This window comes from Streptomyces sp. KLMMK (assembly GCF_036961605.1).
In the GTDB taxonomy this organism is placed as follows: domain Bacteria; phylum Actinomycetota; class Actinomycetes; order Streptomycetales; family Streptomycetaceae; genus Streptomyces; species Streptomyces telluris.
The window spans coordinates 128,653-146,108 of record NZ_JBAMDC010000001.1; the positions used below are offsets into that span (position 1 = coordinate 128,653).

General features: G+C 71.4%; 15 protein-coding genes. 7 read left to right on the plus strand and 8 right to left on the minus strand.

Going from position 1 to position 17,456, the window contains the following annotated elements:
* Positions 1 to 110 precede the first annotated feature (110 nt).
* Both V7793_RS00575 and V7793_RS00580 read left to right on the plus strand, forming a co-directional pair.
* Positions 111 to 884, plus strand: a complete 774-nt coding sequence (locus V7793_RS00575; protein ID WP_335580836.1) for a hypothetical protein — start codon at positions 111 to 113, stop codon at positions 882 to 884.
* Positions 885 to 1,054: 170 nt separating this feature from the next.
* A complete protein-coding gene (locus V7793_RS00580; protein ID WP_335580837.1) occupies positions 1,055 to 1,612 on the plus strand; it encodes a PadR family transcriptional regulator in 558 nt (185 codons plus the stop codon).
* Positions 1,613 to 1,654: 42 nt separating this feature from the next.
* On the opposite strand, the gene V7793_RS00585 is transcribed toward V7793_RS00580, so the two are convergent.
* Complete coding sequence (locus tag V7793_RS00585; RefSeq protein ID WP_335580838.1) at positions 1,655 to 2,653, minus strand: zinc-dependent alcohol dehydrogenase family protein; 999 nt, start codon at positions 2,651 to 2,653, stop codon at positions 1,655 to 1,657.
* A gap of 197 nt (positions 2,654 to 2,850) precedes the next feature.
* Between V7793_RS00585 and V7793_RS00590 the strand changes: the two genes are divergently transcribed.
* From V7793_RS00590 to V7793_RS00600, 3 genes are all read left to right on the plus strand, one after another.
* Positions 2,851 to 3,192, plus strand: a complete 342-nt coding sequence (locus tag V7793_RS00590; protein WP_335580839.1) for an ArsR/SmtB family transcription factor — start codon at positions 2,851 to 2,853, stop codon at positions 3,190 to 3,192.
* 65 nt (positions 3,193 to 3,257) lie between these two features.
* Positions 3,258 to 3,821: a YbaK/EbsC family protein gene (locus V7793_RS00595; protein ID WP_335580856.1), complete on the plus strand. Its 564-nt coding sequence runs from the start codon at positions 3,258 to 3,260 to the stop codon at positions 3,819 to 3,821.
* A 194-nt stretch (positions 3,822 to 4,015) separates the two neighbouring features.
* Positions 4,016 to 4,726: a class I SAM-dependent methyltransferase gene (locus tag V7793_RS00600; RefSeq protein ID WP_335580840.1), complete on the plus strand. Its 711-nt coding sequence runs from the start codon at positions 4,016 to 4,018 to the stop codon at positions 4,724 to 4,726.
* A gap of 70 nt (positions 4,727 to 4,796) precedes the next feature.
* Here V7793_RS00600 and V7793_RS00605 read toward each other — a convergent pair whose 3' ends face one another.
* The 6 genes from V7793_RS00605 to aceE form a co-directional block, all read right to left on the minus strand.
* Positions 4,797 to 6,872, minus strand: coding sequence for an iron ABC transporter permease (locus V7793_RS00605; protein WP_335580841.1), 2,076 nt, complete (start codon positions 6,870 to 6,872; stop codon positions 4,797 to 4,799).
* Between the two features lie 4 nt (positions 6,873 to 6,876).
* Positions 6,877 to 7,863, minus strand: coding sequence for an iron-siderophore ABC transporter substrate-binding protein (locus V7793_RS00610; RefSeq protein ID WP_335580842.1), 987 nt, complete (start codon positions 7,861 to 7,863; stop codon positions 6,877 to 6,879).
* Positions 7,860 to 8,720 (minus strand): ABC transporter ATP-binding protein, encoded by an 861-nt coding sequence (locus V7793_RS00615; RefSeq protein ID WP_335580843.1) that lies wholly within the window; start codon positions 8,718 to 8,720, stop codon positions 7,860 to 7,862. The genes V7793_RS00610 and V7793_RS00615 overlap by 4 nt, the downstream gene beginning before the upstream one ends.
* 167 nt (positions 8,721 to 8,887) lie before the next feature.
* On the minus strand, positions 8,888 to 10,114 hold the full coding sequence (locus tag V7793_RS00620) for an MFS transporter (RefSeq protein WP_335580844.1): 1,227 nt from the start codon (positions 10,112 to 10,114) through the stop codon (positions 8,888 to 8,890).
* A gap of 47 nt (positions 10,115 to 10,161) precedes the next feature.
* Entirely contained in the window at positions 10,162 to 11,703 is a 1,542-nt protein-coding gene (locus V7793_RS00625; protein ID WP_335580845.1) for an FAD/NAD(P)-binding protein, read from the minus strand.
* Between the two features lie 425 nt (positions 11,704 to 12,128).
* The gene (gene aceE, locus V7793_RS00630) at positions 12,129 to 14,792 is read right to left on the minus strand and encodes a pyruvate dehydrogenase (acetyl-transferring), homodimeric type (RefSeq protein ID WP_335580846.1); all 2,664 of its coding nucleotides are present in this window, start codon (positions 14,790 to 14,792) and stop codon (positions 12,129 to 12,131) included.
* Positions 14,793 to 15,170: 378 nt separating this feature from the next.
* On the opposite strand from aceE, the gene V7793_RS00635 reads away from it, so the two are divergent.
* Together V7793_RS00635 and V7793_RS00640 are read left to right on the plus strand one after the other, a co-directional pair.
* Positions 15,171 to 15,578 carry a hypothetical protein gene (locus V7793_RS00635; protein ID WP_335580847.1) on the plus strand — a complete coding sequence of 136 codons (408 nt, stop codon included), beginning with the start codon at positions 15,171 to 15,173 and terminating at the stop codon, positions 15,576 to 15,578.
* Between the two features lie 90 nt (positions 15,579 to 15,668).
* Positions 15,669 to 16,511 carry a sulfotransferase domain-containing protein gene (locus tag V7793_RS00640; protein WP_335580848.1) on the plus strand — a complete coding sequence of 281 codons (843 nt, stop codon included), beginning with the start codon at positions 15,669 to 15,671 and terminating at the stop codon, positions 16,509 to 16,511.
* A 27-nt stretch (positions 16,512 to 16,538) separates the two neighbouring features.
* Here V7793_RS00640 and V7793_RS00645 read toward each other — a convergent pair whose 3' ends face one another.
* A complete protein-coding gene (locus V7793_RS00645) occupies positions 16,539 to 17,384 on the minus strand; it encodes a dienelactone hydrolase family protein (protein ID WP_335580849.1) in 846 nt (281 codons plus the stop codon).
* Positions 17,385 to 17,456: the final 72 nt, after the last annotated feature.

The window sequence follows — 17,456 nt, forward strand, 5'->3', positions numbered from 1 at the left end:
CAGTTCTTTGACTTCTTTTTGACCATCGGTTGCCGGTAGCGTCCCGTCCTGGTCGGTGATGCCGATCAAGGCCGACCCCCAGGATCCGTTGGATGTCACCGGAGGATGCCATGCCTTCTCGTATCGCCACAGCCGTCGCCACGTGCGCGCTGAGCCTCGGGGCCCTCGCCTCGGGTGCGAGCGTCGCCGCAGCGGCTTCGCCGGCCCCCGCCGCCGGCTCCGCCGCCAAGGCGCCCTCGCTCCAGGCGGCGGTCACCGGGCGCGCCGCGGCCGTGGACCGGTGCAGCTACCAGGTGGTCCGCGACGACGACTCCCGCTACGTCTACTCCGTGAGCGGGGTCATCGGCGGCGCCGTCCGCGAGCTGCCGCTGCAGAAGGAGGACTTCGTGAGATTCTCCGGCCAGTGGCTCAAGGTCGCCCAGGTCGATGCGTGCGCGGGTGGACAGAGCCAGGCCCCCACCGCACTCCGCATCACGGGGAAACTGGACAACCCGGATGGCTATGACCCGTCCGTGCCGCGCACGATCCGCAGCAACGACCTCAAGCCCGCCGCCTCCTCGGTGATCCCGAAGGCGCCGGCGGTGACGTCGATCGACCGCCTCGACGCCGCCACGGTCCGCGTCAACTGGAGCCCCGCGCAGGGCAACCCCGACCAGGTCATGCTGATGGAGCGCAAGCCCTTCTACAGCAGCGAGGTCGGCATATGGCATCCCTACACCTTCCAGCGGGACGCCCCGAGCGGCACCACCTCGATGAACCGCAAGCTGGAGCGCAGCTCCGACATCCCCGCCGGGGTCCGGGCCCACGGCTATTGGATGCGCGTGACCAAGAACGGCTTCGTCAGTGACCTGCGCGCAGAAAAGCCGACCGAGGTGCAGCCGTAACCACCCGCTGACGCGCTCGGCGGTCTGCGATACGCCCCCCAGCGGGCCGCTTGCGGCTGGGGGGCGGCCTCCAGGGCCTCGGCACAGCCATGATCAAGGCTAGTCACTTTCATGACTACGATGGACCGCATCCGACGGCGAACGGCAGAAGCCATGGAGGAGGTCACCCGGTGGCACTACGGCACGCCGTGCTGGCGGCCCTGCTCGACGGAGAGCTCAGCGGCTATCAGCTGGCCAAGTCCTTCGACCTCGGAGTGGCGAACTTCTGGCACGCCCGGCCGCAGCAGCTCTACGCCGAGCTGAGCCGGCTGGAGAAGGACGGGCTCATCACCGGCAGGGAAGTGGTCCAGGAGAGCCGCCCCAACAAGCGCCTGTTCCACGTCACCGAAGACGGCCGGGCGGAGCTGGCCCGGTTCGCCGCCACCAGCGCCAAGCCCTCCCTCATCCGCGACGACCTGTTCGTCAAGGTCCAGGCCGCCGACCACGTCGACGCCGAGCCCCTGATCGCACAGCTCACCGAACGCGCCGCCTTCGCCCGGGCCAAGGCGGACCTGTTCACGAAGCTGCTGTGCGACATGCGAGGCGACCGGACGGAGGAGGACTTCCTGCGCCACGGTGACCGCATCGGCCCCTACCTGACCTGCCGACGCGGCCTGGCCTTCGAAGAAGGCAATCGCGACTGGTGCCTGCACACGATCGCCGTCCTCCGGGCACGACAGCAGGCCTAGGGAGAATCCCACAACTCCCCCACGGCCGGACCGCCGAGACCGTCAGTGGTCGACAGTGACGACGATCTTCCCCACCTGGCTTCCCGCTTCCATATAGCGGTGCGCCTCGACGATCTCGTCCAGCCCGAAGGTGCGGTCCACGACGGGCCGGAAGGCACCCGTCTGCAGGCCGGAGGCGACGAAGGCCTCGGCCCGGCGCAGCCGCTGCGGATCGGTGGTCGTCTCGAAGAGTGTGAAGGTGCGCATGTTGAGCGCGGGCATACCGAGTTCGAACCCGGGGTAGGGCGTCGGCTCGCCGCTCAGCGCCCCGTACAGGAAGAGCGTGCCACCGGGGGCGACGGTCTTGGCCAGGTCCACGACACCGCGGCCGGCGACGGCGTCGAAGACGAACTCGGCGCCCCGCCCCCCGGTCAGACCCAGCACCCGCTCGACGACGCTCTCCTCCTCGGTGACGATCACCTCGGCCGCACCCGCCTCCAGGAGGGCGTCCCTCTTGGCAGTGGTGCGGGTGGTGGCGATGGGCACCGCGCCGATACGCCGGGCGATCCGGATCGCGGCCAGGCCCACGCTGCTGGAGGCGGCAGTCAGGACGACCGTGTCCCCGGGGCGCATTCCGCCGACCTCGACCAGCGCACCGTAGGCCGTCAGGTACGGCATCCACACCGCGGCGCCCTCTACCGCACCGAGGCCCTCGGGGCGGTGGACGACCGCGGCCGCGGGGACGATCGCGCGGTCGGCGTAGACGGCGTAGTCGTTCATCGAGAACGCGGGCACCACGCTGACCGGCTGACCGACCGCGAACCCCGTCACCCCCGCCCCTACGGCCTCGACCACTCCGGCGGCCTCGGACCCGAGCCGGGCGGGGAACTCCTTGACCGGCTCGATGTAGTGGCCGCCGCGGAACAGCACCTCGGCGCGGTTGAGGCCGATCGCGTCGACGCGGATCAACAGCTCGCCGGGACCGGGGTCACCGGCCTCCACGTCCTCCAGCCGCAGCACCTCGGGCCCGCCGTGTTCGTGGAACCGCACTGTTCTGGCCATCACGCATCCCCCTCGGGTCGACGACGGCGACGCGGGTGCGTGCCGTCACGCCCCACTCAAGCTCAAAGTACGATCGCTGTCAAACTTTGACGGGAATCAAACTTCACCGTACGACATACTTCGGCGTACGCCATACTTCGATGTGCGTCATACTTTGAAGCCGCAGGACCAGCACGCGAGCGGAAGGACGGCCCACCATGGCGACGGCTGCGCGACGAAGCGGACGGGACCGCGTCCCGCCCCACCCGGACATGCGGACCATCACCCTTCAGCAGGTACTCGAAGCCCTGGTCGACCCGGTACGCCGTCGCATCGTCCGCGAGTTGCACGCCGCCGGCGAAGACCTCACCTGCGGCACGATCGAACTGCCGGTGAGCAAGTCCACCGCCACCCACCACTTCCACGTGCTGCGCGAGGCCGGCCTCATCCGGCAGTACTACGTCGGCACGTCCCGCATGAACGCCCTGCGCAGCGACGAGTTCGACGAAGCCTTCCCCGGCCTCCTGAGCGCACTGATGGCACAGCGCGATCCGGAGTGAGCCGCGGGGGGTACGGTCCCGGTGCCCCGAAGGCCGCCCTGCGCACGGCCTAGCATGACCCCGTGATCCATTCTTCGCCGACCGCTCCCTTCGGCCGCTTCGACGCATGCTGGCCGGCCGTCAGCCGACCCGGCCTCCTCGCGAAGCCCGTCGCCGCAGCACTCGAGAAGTGCGGCGACGCCGGGCTCGTCGAGTCCGTGCTGGTCGTCGACACCGACCCGGAAGTGGCCGATACGGCGGCCTTCAGTGAGGCGTACGACGTCCCGCTGGAGCTCTCCGCGAACTGTGTCGTCATCGCCGCCAAACGCGGCCAAGCGGTGACCCACGCGGCATGCGTCGCCCTCGCGAACACCCGCGTCGACGTCAATTCGGCGGTGCGCAAGCGTCTCGGCGCCCGCAAGGCGTCCTTCGCTCCGATGGACACGGCCGTGGCGGAGACCGGCATGGAGTACGGCGGGATCACCCCCGTCGGACTGCCGGAGGACTGGCCCCTGCTCGTCGACGAGGCCGTCGCCGCCGCTCCGTACGTCCTCGTCGGCAGCGGCGTGCGCCGGAGCAAGCTGATCCTCCCCGGTGCGCTCCTGGCCCGGCTCCCGAACGCCGAGGTCGCCGCCGGGCTGGCCCGCTGAGGCAGGCGGCCGGCCGGTTCGGCCCGCTCCGGGTGCCGGCGCCCCGTACCGGCAGCTGACCGGCGCCCGCGCCCGGCTCACCGGTCCGTGCTGACGGGGGTGGCGCTCTCGGCGAAGGGCCTGCCGGCACGGGGCAGGCAGGTGTTCGTCGGCCTCCTCTTCCCCCGTCCTTCGCCCCGTGTTCCGATGGGTTCATGACTCACACAGCGCGCGAGGGATACACGGGGAGCGGCCCGGGGTCCATCACCCCGGACGGGTGCCCGGTCGAGCTGTACCTGCGGCTTCCGGCGGGCGACGAGCCCGGCATCGTCGAACGTGCCGCCCCGGCCGGGGCCGGCGTTCTGGAGCTGGGCTGCGGGCCGGGCCGCATCACGCGTCCTCTGCTCCGCAGAGGTTTCACGGTGACGGCCGTGGATGAATCGCCCGAGATGCTCGAGCACATCCACGGTGCTCGTACCGTCTGCAGTCCGATCGAGACCCTGGAGCTCGACGAGCGCTTCGACGTCGTGCTGCTGGCCTCGTTCCTGGTCCATGCGGCCGGCCCGGGGGTGCGTGACGGACTGCTGCGGACGTGCCGGCGGCATGTCGCGGACGACGGCTGCGTGCTGATCCAGCGGGAGGCCGCGGACCGGCACGACGACCTGCCGAAGGAGCGGGAGATCGAAGGCGGGCTGATCCGCGTGGTGTCCTCCGATCCCGTGCGTCCCGGCGTACGGTCCGTCCACGTCGAGTGCGTCTTCCCGGACGCACGGTGGACCCAGACCTTCCTGTCCTGTCCCCTGACGGACGAGGAGTTCGAGCGCGCCTTGGCGCAGGCGGGGCTCGTGCTCGACAGCTACCTCACCGAGGACCACACCTGGGCGCGAGCCCGCCCCGTCCAGTCGGCACACCCTGCGTTCTTGTGAAAACGAGCAGGCGCCGGGTAACCCTCTTCGGGTTCCCCGGCGCCTGTCCGCCGGCGGTGGCGCACATGTCCTACGTGCCCTGGCGGCGGCCCCGCATGAGCAGGTAGAGGAAGTACGGCGTGCCGATCACCGCGGTCATCAGGCCGGCGCCCAGCTGGGCCGGTGCGATGACGGTGCGGCCCAGCAGGTCTGCGGTGCAGACGAGCAGGGCGCCCAGGAGCACGGCGACGGGAACGACCCTCGCGTGCCGGCGCCCCACCAGGGCCCGGGCCGCGTGCGGTGCCACGAGGCCGACGAAGCCGATCGTGCCCGCGGCGGCCACGGCGGTGGCGCTGAGCAGGACGCTCAGCGCGAGGAAGCCCAGGCGGCCCCGCGCCAGATCGAGGCCCAGGAGCCTGGGGGTGTCCTCGTCGAGCGATACGAGGTCGAGTTCGCTGCGGCGCAGCACCGCCACGAACACGCCCACGGTGAGCACGGCCGCGAGCGGCGCGATGTCCGGGAAGGTCCGCCCGTAGGTGGAGCCCGAAAGCCAGGTGAGGGCCTTCGTCGCGTTGAACGGGTCGGTGAGGACGATGAGCATGCTGATCAGCGCGGAGGTCCCGGTGGCCATGCCGAAGCCGACGAGGACCAGCCGGTTCTGCCGGAACCCGCCCCGCGCGGCGAGTCCGAAGACGACGACGGCACCGATCGCGGAGCCCGCGAAGGCGGCGCCGGCGAGGCTCCACGAGCCGGCCGACGGCACCGTCGTCACGAGGAGGACGGCGCCGAGCGCAGCCGCGTTGGAGACGCCCAGGGTGCCGGGCTCCGCGAGCGGGTTGCGGGTGACGGCCTGGACGAGCGTCCCGGACAGGGCGAGGGCCGCGCCCGCGAGGAGCGCCGCGAGGACCCGGGGCACGCGGGTGTCGAGGATGAAGCCGACGGTGCGGCCCGCTCTGCCCTGGGCCCAGTTCACCACGTCGCCGAGCAGCAGCTTGCTGTCGCCCAGCAGCACGGCGGCGACGGTCACGCCGACGAGTACGACCGCCAGGGCGGCGGTGGTGGTGAGGAAGACGGTCCTGCTCCGAAGGCGCAGCCGTTCGGACGCGGTGGCGCCCGCGGTGTCCCGGACCCGGGTGGCCATCACGATGAGGAACACGGCGCCGACGAGGTTGGTGGCGACGCCCGTCGGTACGGCGACCGCGACGTCCGCCGGCACGATGGTGCGCAGGAGCACGTCCGAGCCGAGGACGAGCACGGCACCGGCCAGGCCCGTGAGCGGAAGGCTGGCGCGGGCGCGGGTGAACGCGCGGGCCCTGCGGGCGAGGGGGCGGATGAGGGCGGGGGCGCACAGGCCGACGAAGCCGATGGGTCCGGCGAGGGTGACGGCCGCCGTGGAGAGCAGCGACGCGAGCACGACCACGGTGATCCGGGTGGCGCGGACGTTGACGCCGACGCCGCGGGCGGCGTCGTCACCGAGGGCCAGGGCGTCGACCCGGCGGGCGACGAGGAGCAGCCCGAGGAGACCGGCGAGGGCGACCGGCGCCATCTGCAGGACGCCGTCGAACCCGTTCTGGGCGATGCTGCCCTGGTTCCACTGGAAGAGGCCCTCCGTCTGCCGGGGGAACAGCAGGAGCAGTCCCTCGGTGACGGCGGTGAGCCCCAGGGTCAGGGAGCTGCCCGCGAGGACGAGCCGGACGCTGCCCGCGCCCAGGCCGGACAGGCCGAGCACCACGGCCGCCGCGACGAGGCCGCCGGCGAACGCGACGGCGGACGAGGCGAACAGCGGGAGCGAGACGCCGGTGGCCGCGGCCAGGCCGAGGGCCAGGTAGGAGCCGGCGTTGACGGCGAGGGTGTCGGGCGAGGCGAGGACGTTGCGGCTGACCGCCTGCAGGGCGGCGCCCGCCATGCCGAGCACGGCCCCGACGAGCAGTCCGGCGGTCATTCTGGGCAGCCGGGAGGAGACGACGACGGAGGCGTCGGCGGGGTCGGCCCGGCCGGTGAGCGCCTTCCAGACCTCGGGCGCGCCGACGGCGGCGGTGCCTTGGGTGATGTCGACGAGCGCGAGGCCCGCGACGAGGAGGACCAGAGCGGCCGTCACCGCGGCCGCGCCCGTCCGGGAGGCGGCCGCCGACGGACGGGTGGCGGGAGGGGATGCGGTGACGGCCATGGTGCTACTTCTTCTTCAGCGCCTCGACGACGGCGTCGATGTACTTGTTCATCGACTCGGTGCCGCCGAACATCCAGATGCCGTCGGGCAGCCGGTGGACGTTGCCCTTCTCCACGAACGGCAGGGACGTCCAGGCGGAGTCCTTGGCCAGGGCGCCGGTGAACGGCGTGCTGTTCTTGTCGCCGTCGCTGCCGATGTAGGCGAACTCGACGTCCTCGCCGAGCTTGGTGAGGCCCTCGACGTCGGTGGAGCCGAGGCCGTAGCTCTCGTCGCCCTTGACCGACCAGGCGTTCTTCAGGCCGAGCTTCTCGTTGACCGCGCCGACGAGGGAGCCGCTGGTGTACGGCCGGATCGTGACCTGGTTGGAGACGACGTAGCCGTCGGCGAAGGCGTACTCCGCCCCGGCGCGGCCGGCGTCGGCGAGGGCCTTCTTCCCCTCGTCGAGCTTCGCCTGGAACTGCTTCTTGAGCTCGTCGGCCTTCTTGGTGGTGCCGGTGGCCTGGGCGATGAGGTCCAGGTTCTTGGTCATCTGCCCGATCGGGTCGGACGCGGCGGCGGCCCGCAGCTCCAGGACCGGGGCGACCTTGCGCAGCTGCTTCAGTGCGGCGGCCGGCAGGTCGTTGGTGGCGACGATGAGGTCCGGCTTCAGGGCGGCGATGGTGTCCGTGCTGGGCTCGCCGCGGGTGCCGATGTCCTTGGGGTCGTTCTTCAGCGGGACGGCGGTGTTCCAGGTCTTGTAACCCTTGACGTCGGCGATGCCGGCGGGGTCGACGCCCAGCGAGACCAGGCTCTCGACGACGTTCCACTCGGTTCCGACGACCTTCTTGGCCGGGCCCTCGAGCTCCACCTTCGCGCCGGTGGCGTCGGTGAGGGTGATGCGCTCGGCGGTGTTCTTCTTCTCGTCGTCGGCGGCGGGCTCGGTCGTTCCGCAGGCGGTGAGGGTGAGGGCTGCGACGGTGGCGGCCGCTGCGGTGATGAGGAGGCGTCTCATGAGGTGGTGCTGAGCCTTTCGCTTCTGGTGTGGTGCCGGCCGATCGCGCGGGTGCGCAGGCGGCCTGTGAGGGGGTCGGTGTCGACCTCGATGCGGATGCCGTAGGTGTCGGTCAGGCGCTCGGGGGTCAGGACGTCTTCGGGGTCGCCGTCGGCGATGACCCGTCCTGCGTGGAGCAGCACGATCCGGTCGGCGACGGCTGCGGCCTGGTCGAGGTCGTGCAGGACGGCGCCGACGGCTATCCCGTGCTCGTCGGCCAGGTCGCGCATGAGGTCGAGGAGCTCGATCTGGTAGCGCAGGTCGAGGTAGGTGGTCGGCTCGTCGAGGAGCAGCACGCCGGTCTCCTGGGCGAGGCAGCCGGCCAGCCAGACGCGCTGGAGCTGTCCTCCGGAGAGGTGTTCGGCGCCGCGCTCGGCGAGTTCCGCGACGCCCGTCAGGGCGAGCGCGCGGTCCACGGCATCCGGGCCGTCCGGGTCCGTTTTGCCCCAGCGGCCCCGGTACGGGTAGCGGCCGAATTCGACGACGTCCCGTACGGTCAGCCCGCTGGGGGCGGGGCGCCCTTGGGTCAGCAGGGCCACGCGGCGCGAGAACTCGCGCGGGGACAGCGCGAGGCCGTCGGTGTCGGCGTCGATGACGAGCGTGGCGGTGCGGGGTCGCTGCAGCCGCGCGACGGTGCGCAGCAGCGTCGACTTGCCGCTGCCGTTCGGGCCCACCAGGACGGTCACCTCGCCGGGCCGCAGCGTCAAAGACGCGTCGTGGACGACGTCGGCGCCCTCGTAGGCCACAGTGACACCCGTGGCCGACAGTTCATGACCGCGGGGGCGTCCGGCCGCGGAGGTCTCTTTACCGACATTCACGCGGCGAAGGTTAGCCTAACCTTACGAGGTACCGAAAGGCGCCCCTACAAGGGCGGCCACAAGGGGAAAATTAGCCATTTTCGGCGAGGTTCCGGCCAAGACATCCCTGTGTGGACGGCCGGCCGCCACCTCGCACGAGGCGGCGGCCGGGCCGGGGAAGCGACCGGTCAGGAGCCGCCCGACGTCACACGCCCCGTGCTCCGGACGGCCGAACCCTCCCGGCCGGCCGGCGGCCGGGCCCGCAGAGCGAACACGCACAGCAGGAACAGCACCAGGGCCGGCAGGGCGATCGCCAGCGCGAGCATCGGGGCGTCGGGAGAACCCGGGATGCCGGTCAGGGCGGTGTAGCAGGCCCCCGACGCCATCTGCAGGAAGAAGAACAGCCCCGAAGCGGCACCGGCGTACTCGCCCTCGTACCGCATCATCCCGGCCTGGCACGTGGGGAACAGCGCGCCCACGCCGAGCATGCACACAGCCATCGGCAGGACGATGCTCAGCGTGCTGCCCGGCCACAGGTGCACCGTGACCGGCATCAGCAGGGCGGTGCCCGCCGCCACCGCGGCGGCGGTACGCGCGATGAACTCCAGCGAGCGCGTCCTGCCCAGCCGCTTCGCCGTGGTGCTGCCGGCCACGTACCCCGTGATCACCAGCGTGTACAGCGCTCCGTAGACGGTGGGCGAGGCACCCAGCTGCAACTGGAGGAGATCGCTGGAGTAGGTGGTGAAGGTGAAGTAGGTGCACCAGGCGAGGCTGATGGCACCGGCGAACACCGTGAAGTCGCGGTTGGCGAGAACCGTGCGGTACGCCCGGGCCGGCCCGGCGAGGCCTCCCGGCGGCCGCACGGAACCGGCCGGGGTGCCCGCGGCCTCGGCCGCGGCGCCGCTGTCCGCCGGCAGGAGCTTGGCGACCGCGCCGACGGTGACCGCCCCGAGCAAGGCCATGAAGGCGAACAGCGCACGCCAGGAGGTGTGTTCCACGACCAGGCCCGCCAGCGGCGGCGACGCGGCCGGGGTCACCGCGATCACGGTGGACAGCGCCGTCAGCATGGGCAGCCGCTGCTCCTTGGGCAGCGCCCGCTGCACCCACAGCCGGGAGATCACCGTGCCCGTACCGGCGCCGAGCGCCTGCAGCACCCGGCCCGCCACGAAGACCCCGTACCCGGGGGCCAGCAGGCAGAGCAGGGACGCACCGGTGAAGACGACGAGCCCGGTCAGCTGGATGCGCCTGGAGCCGTAGCGGTCCGCCAGGTTGCCGGTGAGGATCATGCACACGGCGTACGCCGCCATGTAGCCGACCAGTGAGCTGCTGGTACTGCCCGGCCCGACCCCGAACGACCTGCCGATGGCGGGCAGCGCGGGAACATAGGCGGCGAGCGCCAGCTGAGGCACGAACACCAGTGACATCAAGCAGACGGCCAGCCCCCGCGGCAGTCCGGCCTGCTTCACGCGACGGCCCCCACCAGGAGACGGTCCGAGGCCGGTACGAGCTGCGCCGCCACCTTGGCGGCCTGCCGTGCGACCAGCTCCATGGAGCTCACGTGGAAGTGTTCCCCCGAGGCCAGGTCGCCGAGCACGTAGAGCCGGGGGAACGCCGCCCCCGCGGAACCCCGCACCTGGTTGGTCTCGGGGTCGACCCGGATGCCGCCCAGCGGGTGGGAGACGAAGGTGCCGTTGCGCACCAGCCGGGACGTCAGTGAGGAGGCGGACGCGGCGGCCGTGTTGTTCGTGCGTCCCACCGCGTTGACGACCGCGTCGTAGTGCCCGGTGCGCCCGTCGGTGAAGGACGCGGTGAAACCGCCGCCCGCGGCCGCCGTGACGTGGGTGATGCCCCTGGCGAAGCCGAGCCGGCCCTCCTCGTGCAGGCCGAGCAGCCGGTGCGCGTTGGTCACCGGCATCGGATTGCGCAGGCAGTTGTACGTCCGGTAGTGGTCCCGCAGGAACAGGCGCCGGCTGGCCTCCGGAAGGGACCGCCACAGCTCCGAGTAGAACGGGGTGAGAGCACCGACGCAACGCTGCGCGAGGCCGCCGGGCAGCGGATTCTCCAGCCGGTGGCGCATCAGCTCGGGCGCGGACCAGGAATCGGTGTACGGGAGAAGGGCCTCGCGCATACTCGTTCCGCCCAACCGCAAGGCGGAGTCGACGAGTTCATGGATGCTGCGCAGGCTGGCGCCGCCACGGGCGAGCAACCGGCGCGCACCGGCCAGGAGCTCGGGCAGCTCGCCGGTGCCGAGGTCGGTGCGTACGTCCGGGATCCTGCCGGACCGCGAGGCGAGGGTGATCCGGCGCTCCTGTCCGGCGTCCGCCAGGACGACGGCCACGTCGATGGCCGTCAGCCCGGCCCCCAGGACGAGCACCTCCGCACTCGGGTCGACCTCGTCCAGCGAGCTGACGAGGGGGTAGGGCTGGGCGACGAATCCGGCGGTCCCGGCGAGCCCGTAGACATCGGACGGCGCGATGGAGCCGAACGCGATGACCACCTCGTCGGCGACGAAGCGCTCCCCGCCGGCGGTGGTCAGGACGTGCCCGTCGCTCCCCCCTGCCCCTCCGGTCTCCACGGCCAGGTCGACGACGGCGGACGGGACGAGCGTCACCTGCGCGCCGAGCAGCCGCAGGTCCTCCCGGGACTGGCAGAAGACGTTCTCCAGATACTGGCCGAACAGCGAGCGGGAGACGAAGTGCGAACGCGGCGTCCGCCGCGCCTGCGGGTCGCCGCCGTCACCGGCGGAAGTCTGCCGGTGGAGCCAGCGGCGGAACTGCCCGGGGTCGCCGTAGTCCACGGACATGGCGGAATAGGGACGGTTGAGCAAGGCGGTGTCGGCGTCCTCGGCATAGGCGATGCCGGGGCCGAAACTCTTCCCTGGTTCGAAGACGATGACATCGGCCGCCGCGCCGGCCACGTCGCCCGACAGCCGCCGGGCGTACGCGGCGAGGAATGCGGTGCAGGCGGCGCCGCCGCCGACCACGGCGATGGTTCGTTTCTTCAACACTGCTACTCCGGTGTGTGGTGGACAAAACCCGCTCTACGGGCGGCGTTCGGCATCGGCAAAGGTGCACGCGAAAGACCGGGACGGTCGATGCGGCGGCAGGGGCTCCGGCAATCGGCTCACAGGATTTCCGGTATGCGTATGGAGCCGTTCCCCCTCAACTCACCTGGTGAGAAGCGATGTCGTACCCGGGCGGGTACGGATCACCTCACCAGGTCGGAACGAGGTTCCACAGTGACGGAGGCCATAATTCCCCCAATGGGTTTACCGGCCACGGAACCGGTTTTTCAAAGAACTTGAAAAACCGGATCGCCGTCCTGTGACCGGCACTTACCTCAGGTCGCACGGCGGGGAAATATTCCCCTGCTTACACATGAAGGCCCGGCGTCCGCCGGGCCTTCACCGCCTCCTGCGCGAGGGTGGAGTCAGCCCTCCAGACCGTAGCGCCGTGCGGCCTCGCGCACCGCCTCCGGCTTGATATCGCCCCTGCGGGCCAGCGCCGCGAGCGCCGTCACCGTGACCGACTCGGCGTCGACGCCGAAGTGGCGCCGCGCCGCCTCCCGCGTGTCGGAGAGACCGAAGCCGTCCGTACCGATGGACGTCCAGTCCTGCTCGACCCAGGGGGCGATCTGGTCGGGGACGGCCCGCATCCAGTCGCTGACGGCGACGACCGGCCCCGGCGCGCCGTGGAGCACCTGGGTCACATACGGGGTCCGGTCCTCGCCCCTGAGCCGCGCCGCGTCACAGGACAGGGCGTCGCGGCGCAGCTCGGTCCAGGAGGGCGCGGACCACACGTCGGCGGCCACGCCCCAGTCGGCGGCAAGCAGCCGCTGGGCGTCGAGGGCCCAGTGGACGGCGGTGCCGGAGGACAGCAGCTGGAGGCGCGGGGCACCGTCCGGTGCGCCGGTGGCCTCCTTGAAGCGGTAGAGGCCCTTGAGGATGCCCTCCTCCACGCCCTCGGGCATGGGCGGCTGGACCTTGGTCTCGTTGTAGACGGTGAGGTAGTAGAAGACGTCCTCGGCGTCGGGGCCGTACATCCGCCGCAGGCCGTCGCGGACGACGACCGCGATCTCGTACGCGAACGCCGGGTCGTAGGAGACCGCCGCCGGATTGGTGGAGGCGATCAGATGCGAGTGGCCGTCGGCGTGCTGGAGGCCCTCGCCCGTCATGGTGGTGCGGCCCGCGGTCGCGCCGATGACGAAGCCCCGGCCCAGTTGGTCCGCCAGAGCCCAGAACTGGTCGGCCGTCCGCTGCCAGCCGAACATGGAGTAGAAGATGTAGAACGGGATCATCGGCTCGCCGTGCGTGGCGTACGCCGTGGCGGCCGCCGTGAAGTCGGCCAGCGAGCCCGCCTCGGTGATGCCCTCGTTGAGGATCTGGCCGTCCTTGGCCTCCTTGTAGTACAGGAGCTGGTCGCGGTCGACGGGGTCGTAGGTCTGGCCGGCCGGGGAGTACAGGCCGGCCGAGGGGAAGAGCGACTCCATGCCGAAGGTGCGGGCCTCGTCGGGGACGATCGGCACCCAGCGCCGGCCCGTCTCCTCGTCCCGCATCAGCTCCTTGACCAGGCGGACGAACGCCATGGTCGTGGCAATCTCCTGGCGGCCCGAGCCCTGGTGCAGGGCCTCGAAGGGCTTGGCGGACGGCTCCGGCAGCGGCTTGGCGACGACCTTGCGGGCCGGTGCCGGGCCGCCGAGCGCCGCGCGGCGCTCGCGCAGGTACCGCACCTCCGGGGAGTTCTCGCCGGGGTGGGCGTAGGGGACCATCTCGCCGTCCAGGGCGCTGTCGGGGATCGGGAGGCCGAGCAGGTCCCGCATCGCCCGGAACTCCTTCCCCGTGAGCTTCTTCATCTGGTGATTGGCGTTGCGCGACTCGAAGCCCGGGCCGAGCGTGTAGCCCTTGACGGTCTGCACGAGGACGACGGTCGGCGCGCCCCTGTGCTCGACGGCGGCCCGGTAGGCGGCGTGGACCTTGCGCGGCTCGTGGCCGGCGCGGGAGGTCCGGAAGAGCTCCAGGAGCCGTGCGTCGGCGAGGCCCGCGCCGATGGTGTGCAGCGGGGAGCCGGCTCCTCCGGCGCCGAAGAAGTGCTCGCGGAGGTAGGCCGGGTCCGCGGTGGCGTACGTCTGGAACTGCGCGTCCGGCACCTCGCGCAGCCGGCGCACCAGCGCGCCCCCGGCGTCCTGCGCGAAGAGCGCGTCCCAGGCGGTGCCCCACAGTGACTTGACGACGTTCCAGCCGGCGGCGCGGAACTGGGCCTCCAGCTCCTGCACGATCTTGAAGTTGGGGCGGACCGGTCCGTCCAGGCGCTGGAGGTTGCAGTTGACGACGAAGGTCAGGTTGTCCAGCCGCTCCCGGCCCGCGAGGGCGAGGGCGGCGGTCGACTCCGGCTCGTCCATCTCGCCGTCGCCGAGGAAGGCCCACACGCGCGACCGCGAGGTGTCCTTGATGCCGCGGTGCTCCAGGTAGCGGTTGAACCGCGCCTGGTAGATCGCGGAGAGCGGGCCCAGGCCCATGGAGACGGTGGGGAACTCCCACAGCCAGGGCAGCCGGCGCGGGTGCGGGTAGGAGGGCAGCCCGTCGCCCCCGGCCTCCTGCCGGAAGCGGTCCAGCTGCCCCTCCGTCAGGCGGCCCTCCAGGAAGGCGCGTGCGTAGATGCCCGGGGAGGCGTGGCCCTGGACGTAGAGCTGGTCGCCGGATCCGTCTGCTTCCTTGCCGCGGAAGAAGTGCTGGAAGCCCGTCTCGTAGAGCCAGGCCGCCGAGGCGAACGTCGCCATGTGGCCGCCGAGACCCGCGCGCTGATTGCCGCGGGTGACCATGGCGGCCGCGTTCCAGCGGTTCCAGGCGGTGATCCGGGCCTCCAGCGCCTCGTCGCCCGGGTAGCCGGGCTCGGCGGAGGTCGGAATGGTGTTGACGTAAGGGGTCTCCAGGAGCGGAGGGAGGCCCAGCCCGGTCCGCTCGGCGTGTTCGAGCGTACGGCGCAGCAGGTACGCCGCCCGGTCGGCTCCCCCGAACCGGGCAGCGGAGTCCAGGGACTCGCACCACTCGGCGACCTCCGACGGGTCCTTGTCGGGCAGTTGGTCAAGCTGGGACACGGGCGATCCTCTTTCACGATCCCGGGGTGGGGGACGGGAGATGACAGCAGATTCCGTGTTACGGAACCTTGTTTCCGTCGAACCACGCTAGGAGTGGCAAGTTGATGCAGTCAACAGCTACCCGCCAGTAATGATCGATGATCGATCAAAACTCGCCGCATCGACCCCGAACGCAACGCAGCCGGGCAACACGGTGACGCCGGTCGCGGTGTCGGTGACCCGCAGGCCGCCGGCGGCGAGCACATCACGGCGCACTATTAGCGATAACGTGCGGCCGTTCTCCCCTTCGGGTGAACGGCGGGTGGGCCCGGAACCGGGCCGCCGGTCGGCTCCTACGCTGACGCCACAACGTCACGTGTCCCAGGGGGAGGACCGATCATGCTCGGCAGGACCCTGTTCGCCCTCACCGCTCTCACCGCCGCGCTGGTCATTCCGTCCGCGACCCCGGACGCCGACGCGGCGGTGCTCGCCACCACGTCGCTGACCAACGCTTCCACCGGGCGAACGCTCAGCCTCCGCACCGGCGATCAGATCAGCGTCCGCCTCCGCCCCGTCCAGGGCAACGGTGAGAAGTGGACGTGGAGCACGCCTGCGGTCTCCTCGGCCGACGTCCTCACTCGGACGGAGGGACGTGAGGGGCCGGACGGGGGCGCCACCGCCGAAATCCGCGTCGACGGGGCCGGTCAGAGCGACATCACCGCCCAGCGCACCTGCACGGCCACCCGCCCGCAGCACCGGTGCCGGCACGCCACCTTCCAGTGGAGGGTGACGGTCAACGCCCACTGACGCCGGAGGGACGAAGGACAGCCCCGCCCGCCCCTGAGCGACAAGGCAGGCATGGACCGCTCGCTGCGCCGACGCACGTATCGCACGCCAGTGTCCGACAGCACCCGTTGGGACCGTTTCCGGCCGCGCCCGGACGACATCGTCATCACCACGCCGCCGAAGTGCGGCACGACCTGGATGCAGCGCATCACCGCATGTCTGGTCTTCGGGCACACCGGGCTGCCCGGCCCGCTGCGGAGCGTCTCGCCGTGGCTGGAACACCTGCGGGCCGAGGACGATCCGGACACCGTCCTGGCCCGCCTGGAAGCCCAGGAGCACCGGCGGTTCGTCAAGTCGCACCTTCCCTCGGACGGGCTGCCGCCGCTGCCCGGCACAGTGTCGTATCTCGTGGTCTTCCGGGACCTGCGTGATGTGGCGCTGTCCTACCACCACCACATGCGCCGGACCGGGGTACACGGCCCTCTGCCCAGCGATCCGCGGGCCTTCTGGCGGGCACTCTTCTCCGGTGAGCCGATGGGACGCGGCGGCGCGGTTCATCTGGAGCGGTTCACGTCCCACATGCTGTCCTGGTGGGAGTTGCGGCACGAATCCGGTGTGTTCCTGCTCCACTACCAGAACCTGCTGGACGACTTGGAAGGCCAAATGCGGCACGTGGCCACGTGCCTGGGCTTGGACCTCCCTGAGGAGGCCTGGCCCGAACTGGTCGCGGCCTGCCGCTTCGAGGCCATGCGTGCGGACAGCACCCATCTTGCGCCCGTGGCGAGGGAAGCACAGGGCGGAGCGGAGAGCGGGGCGTGGTTCTTCCACCGCGGCGTGAGCGGGCAGTGGCAGGAGACCATCACCGCGGAGGACGTGAAGCTGTACGAGCAGGCCGTCCGGGACTTTCCGCCCGGTCTCCGCCACTGGCTGGAGCATGCCGGGCCCCTCACCTGACAGCAGCGCTCCAGCGGGTCGTGCCGCTCAGCCGGCTGTCGTCCCGGAGCCTCCGGGCGGGCTCAGGCGCTCGGTCAGGAAGGCGAGGATCTCGTCGCGGGCCTGCCGCGTGGGGTGTCCCTCCTCGTCGACGAGGTGGGCGGTGACGACGCTGTGAGGCGTCCCGACCACGTCGCGGAAGAACGGGGGCGGCTCGGTGTTGGCGGAGCTCCCGGGAAGGACGCGGCCGTCGAAGGCGTCGCCGAGGAGCGCCCGATAGGCAGCGAAGCGCCGGCCGGTGCACCAGCGGTCGTCGTCGAAGCGGTAGGCGAGGACCTTCAGTCCGTCGCGCGCGATGCGGTCCCGGACCGCGCGCGCGTCCTCGTCGCTGATCTCCAGCCCCGCGGGGTCGTCGAACGGCAGTGACGGGTGGTTGACCACCGGTGCGATGACGGCCGGTTCCATCGCCATGGTGAGGGCGAAGTTGCCGGTGAAGCACAGTCCGATCACGCCGACTCCCGGACCGCCGCATTCGGCGTGGGCCCGGCGCGCCAGCCCGCGCAGCCACACGGTGACGGGGCTGGTGCCGCCCCCGGCGAACGCACGGAACTCGGCGCTGACGCACGCGCGACGGACGGTCTTCTCACCGGCCTCGGCCGTGGGATAGGCACCGTCGGTCCCGAAGAGGGAGGGGACGTAGACGGTGAAGCCCGTATCCCGCACCCACCGCGCCAGCCGGAGGACGTCGGGGCTGATGCCGGGCATCTCCGGCATCAGGACGACGGCCGGCCCGGAGCCCGCGACGTGGACCGTCTTCACCACCCCGTCCACCTCGACGGGCCGGCGGGAGAAGTCCGTGATCGCGTCGTCACGATGTCCATCGGCAGCACTCATAGCTGACAAGAGTGGACTGATGCCCGGCATGAGGTGAGGCGCCAAGTCGCCATGCGCAGGAGAAATCTCGCC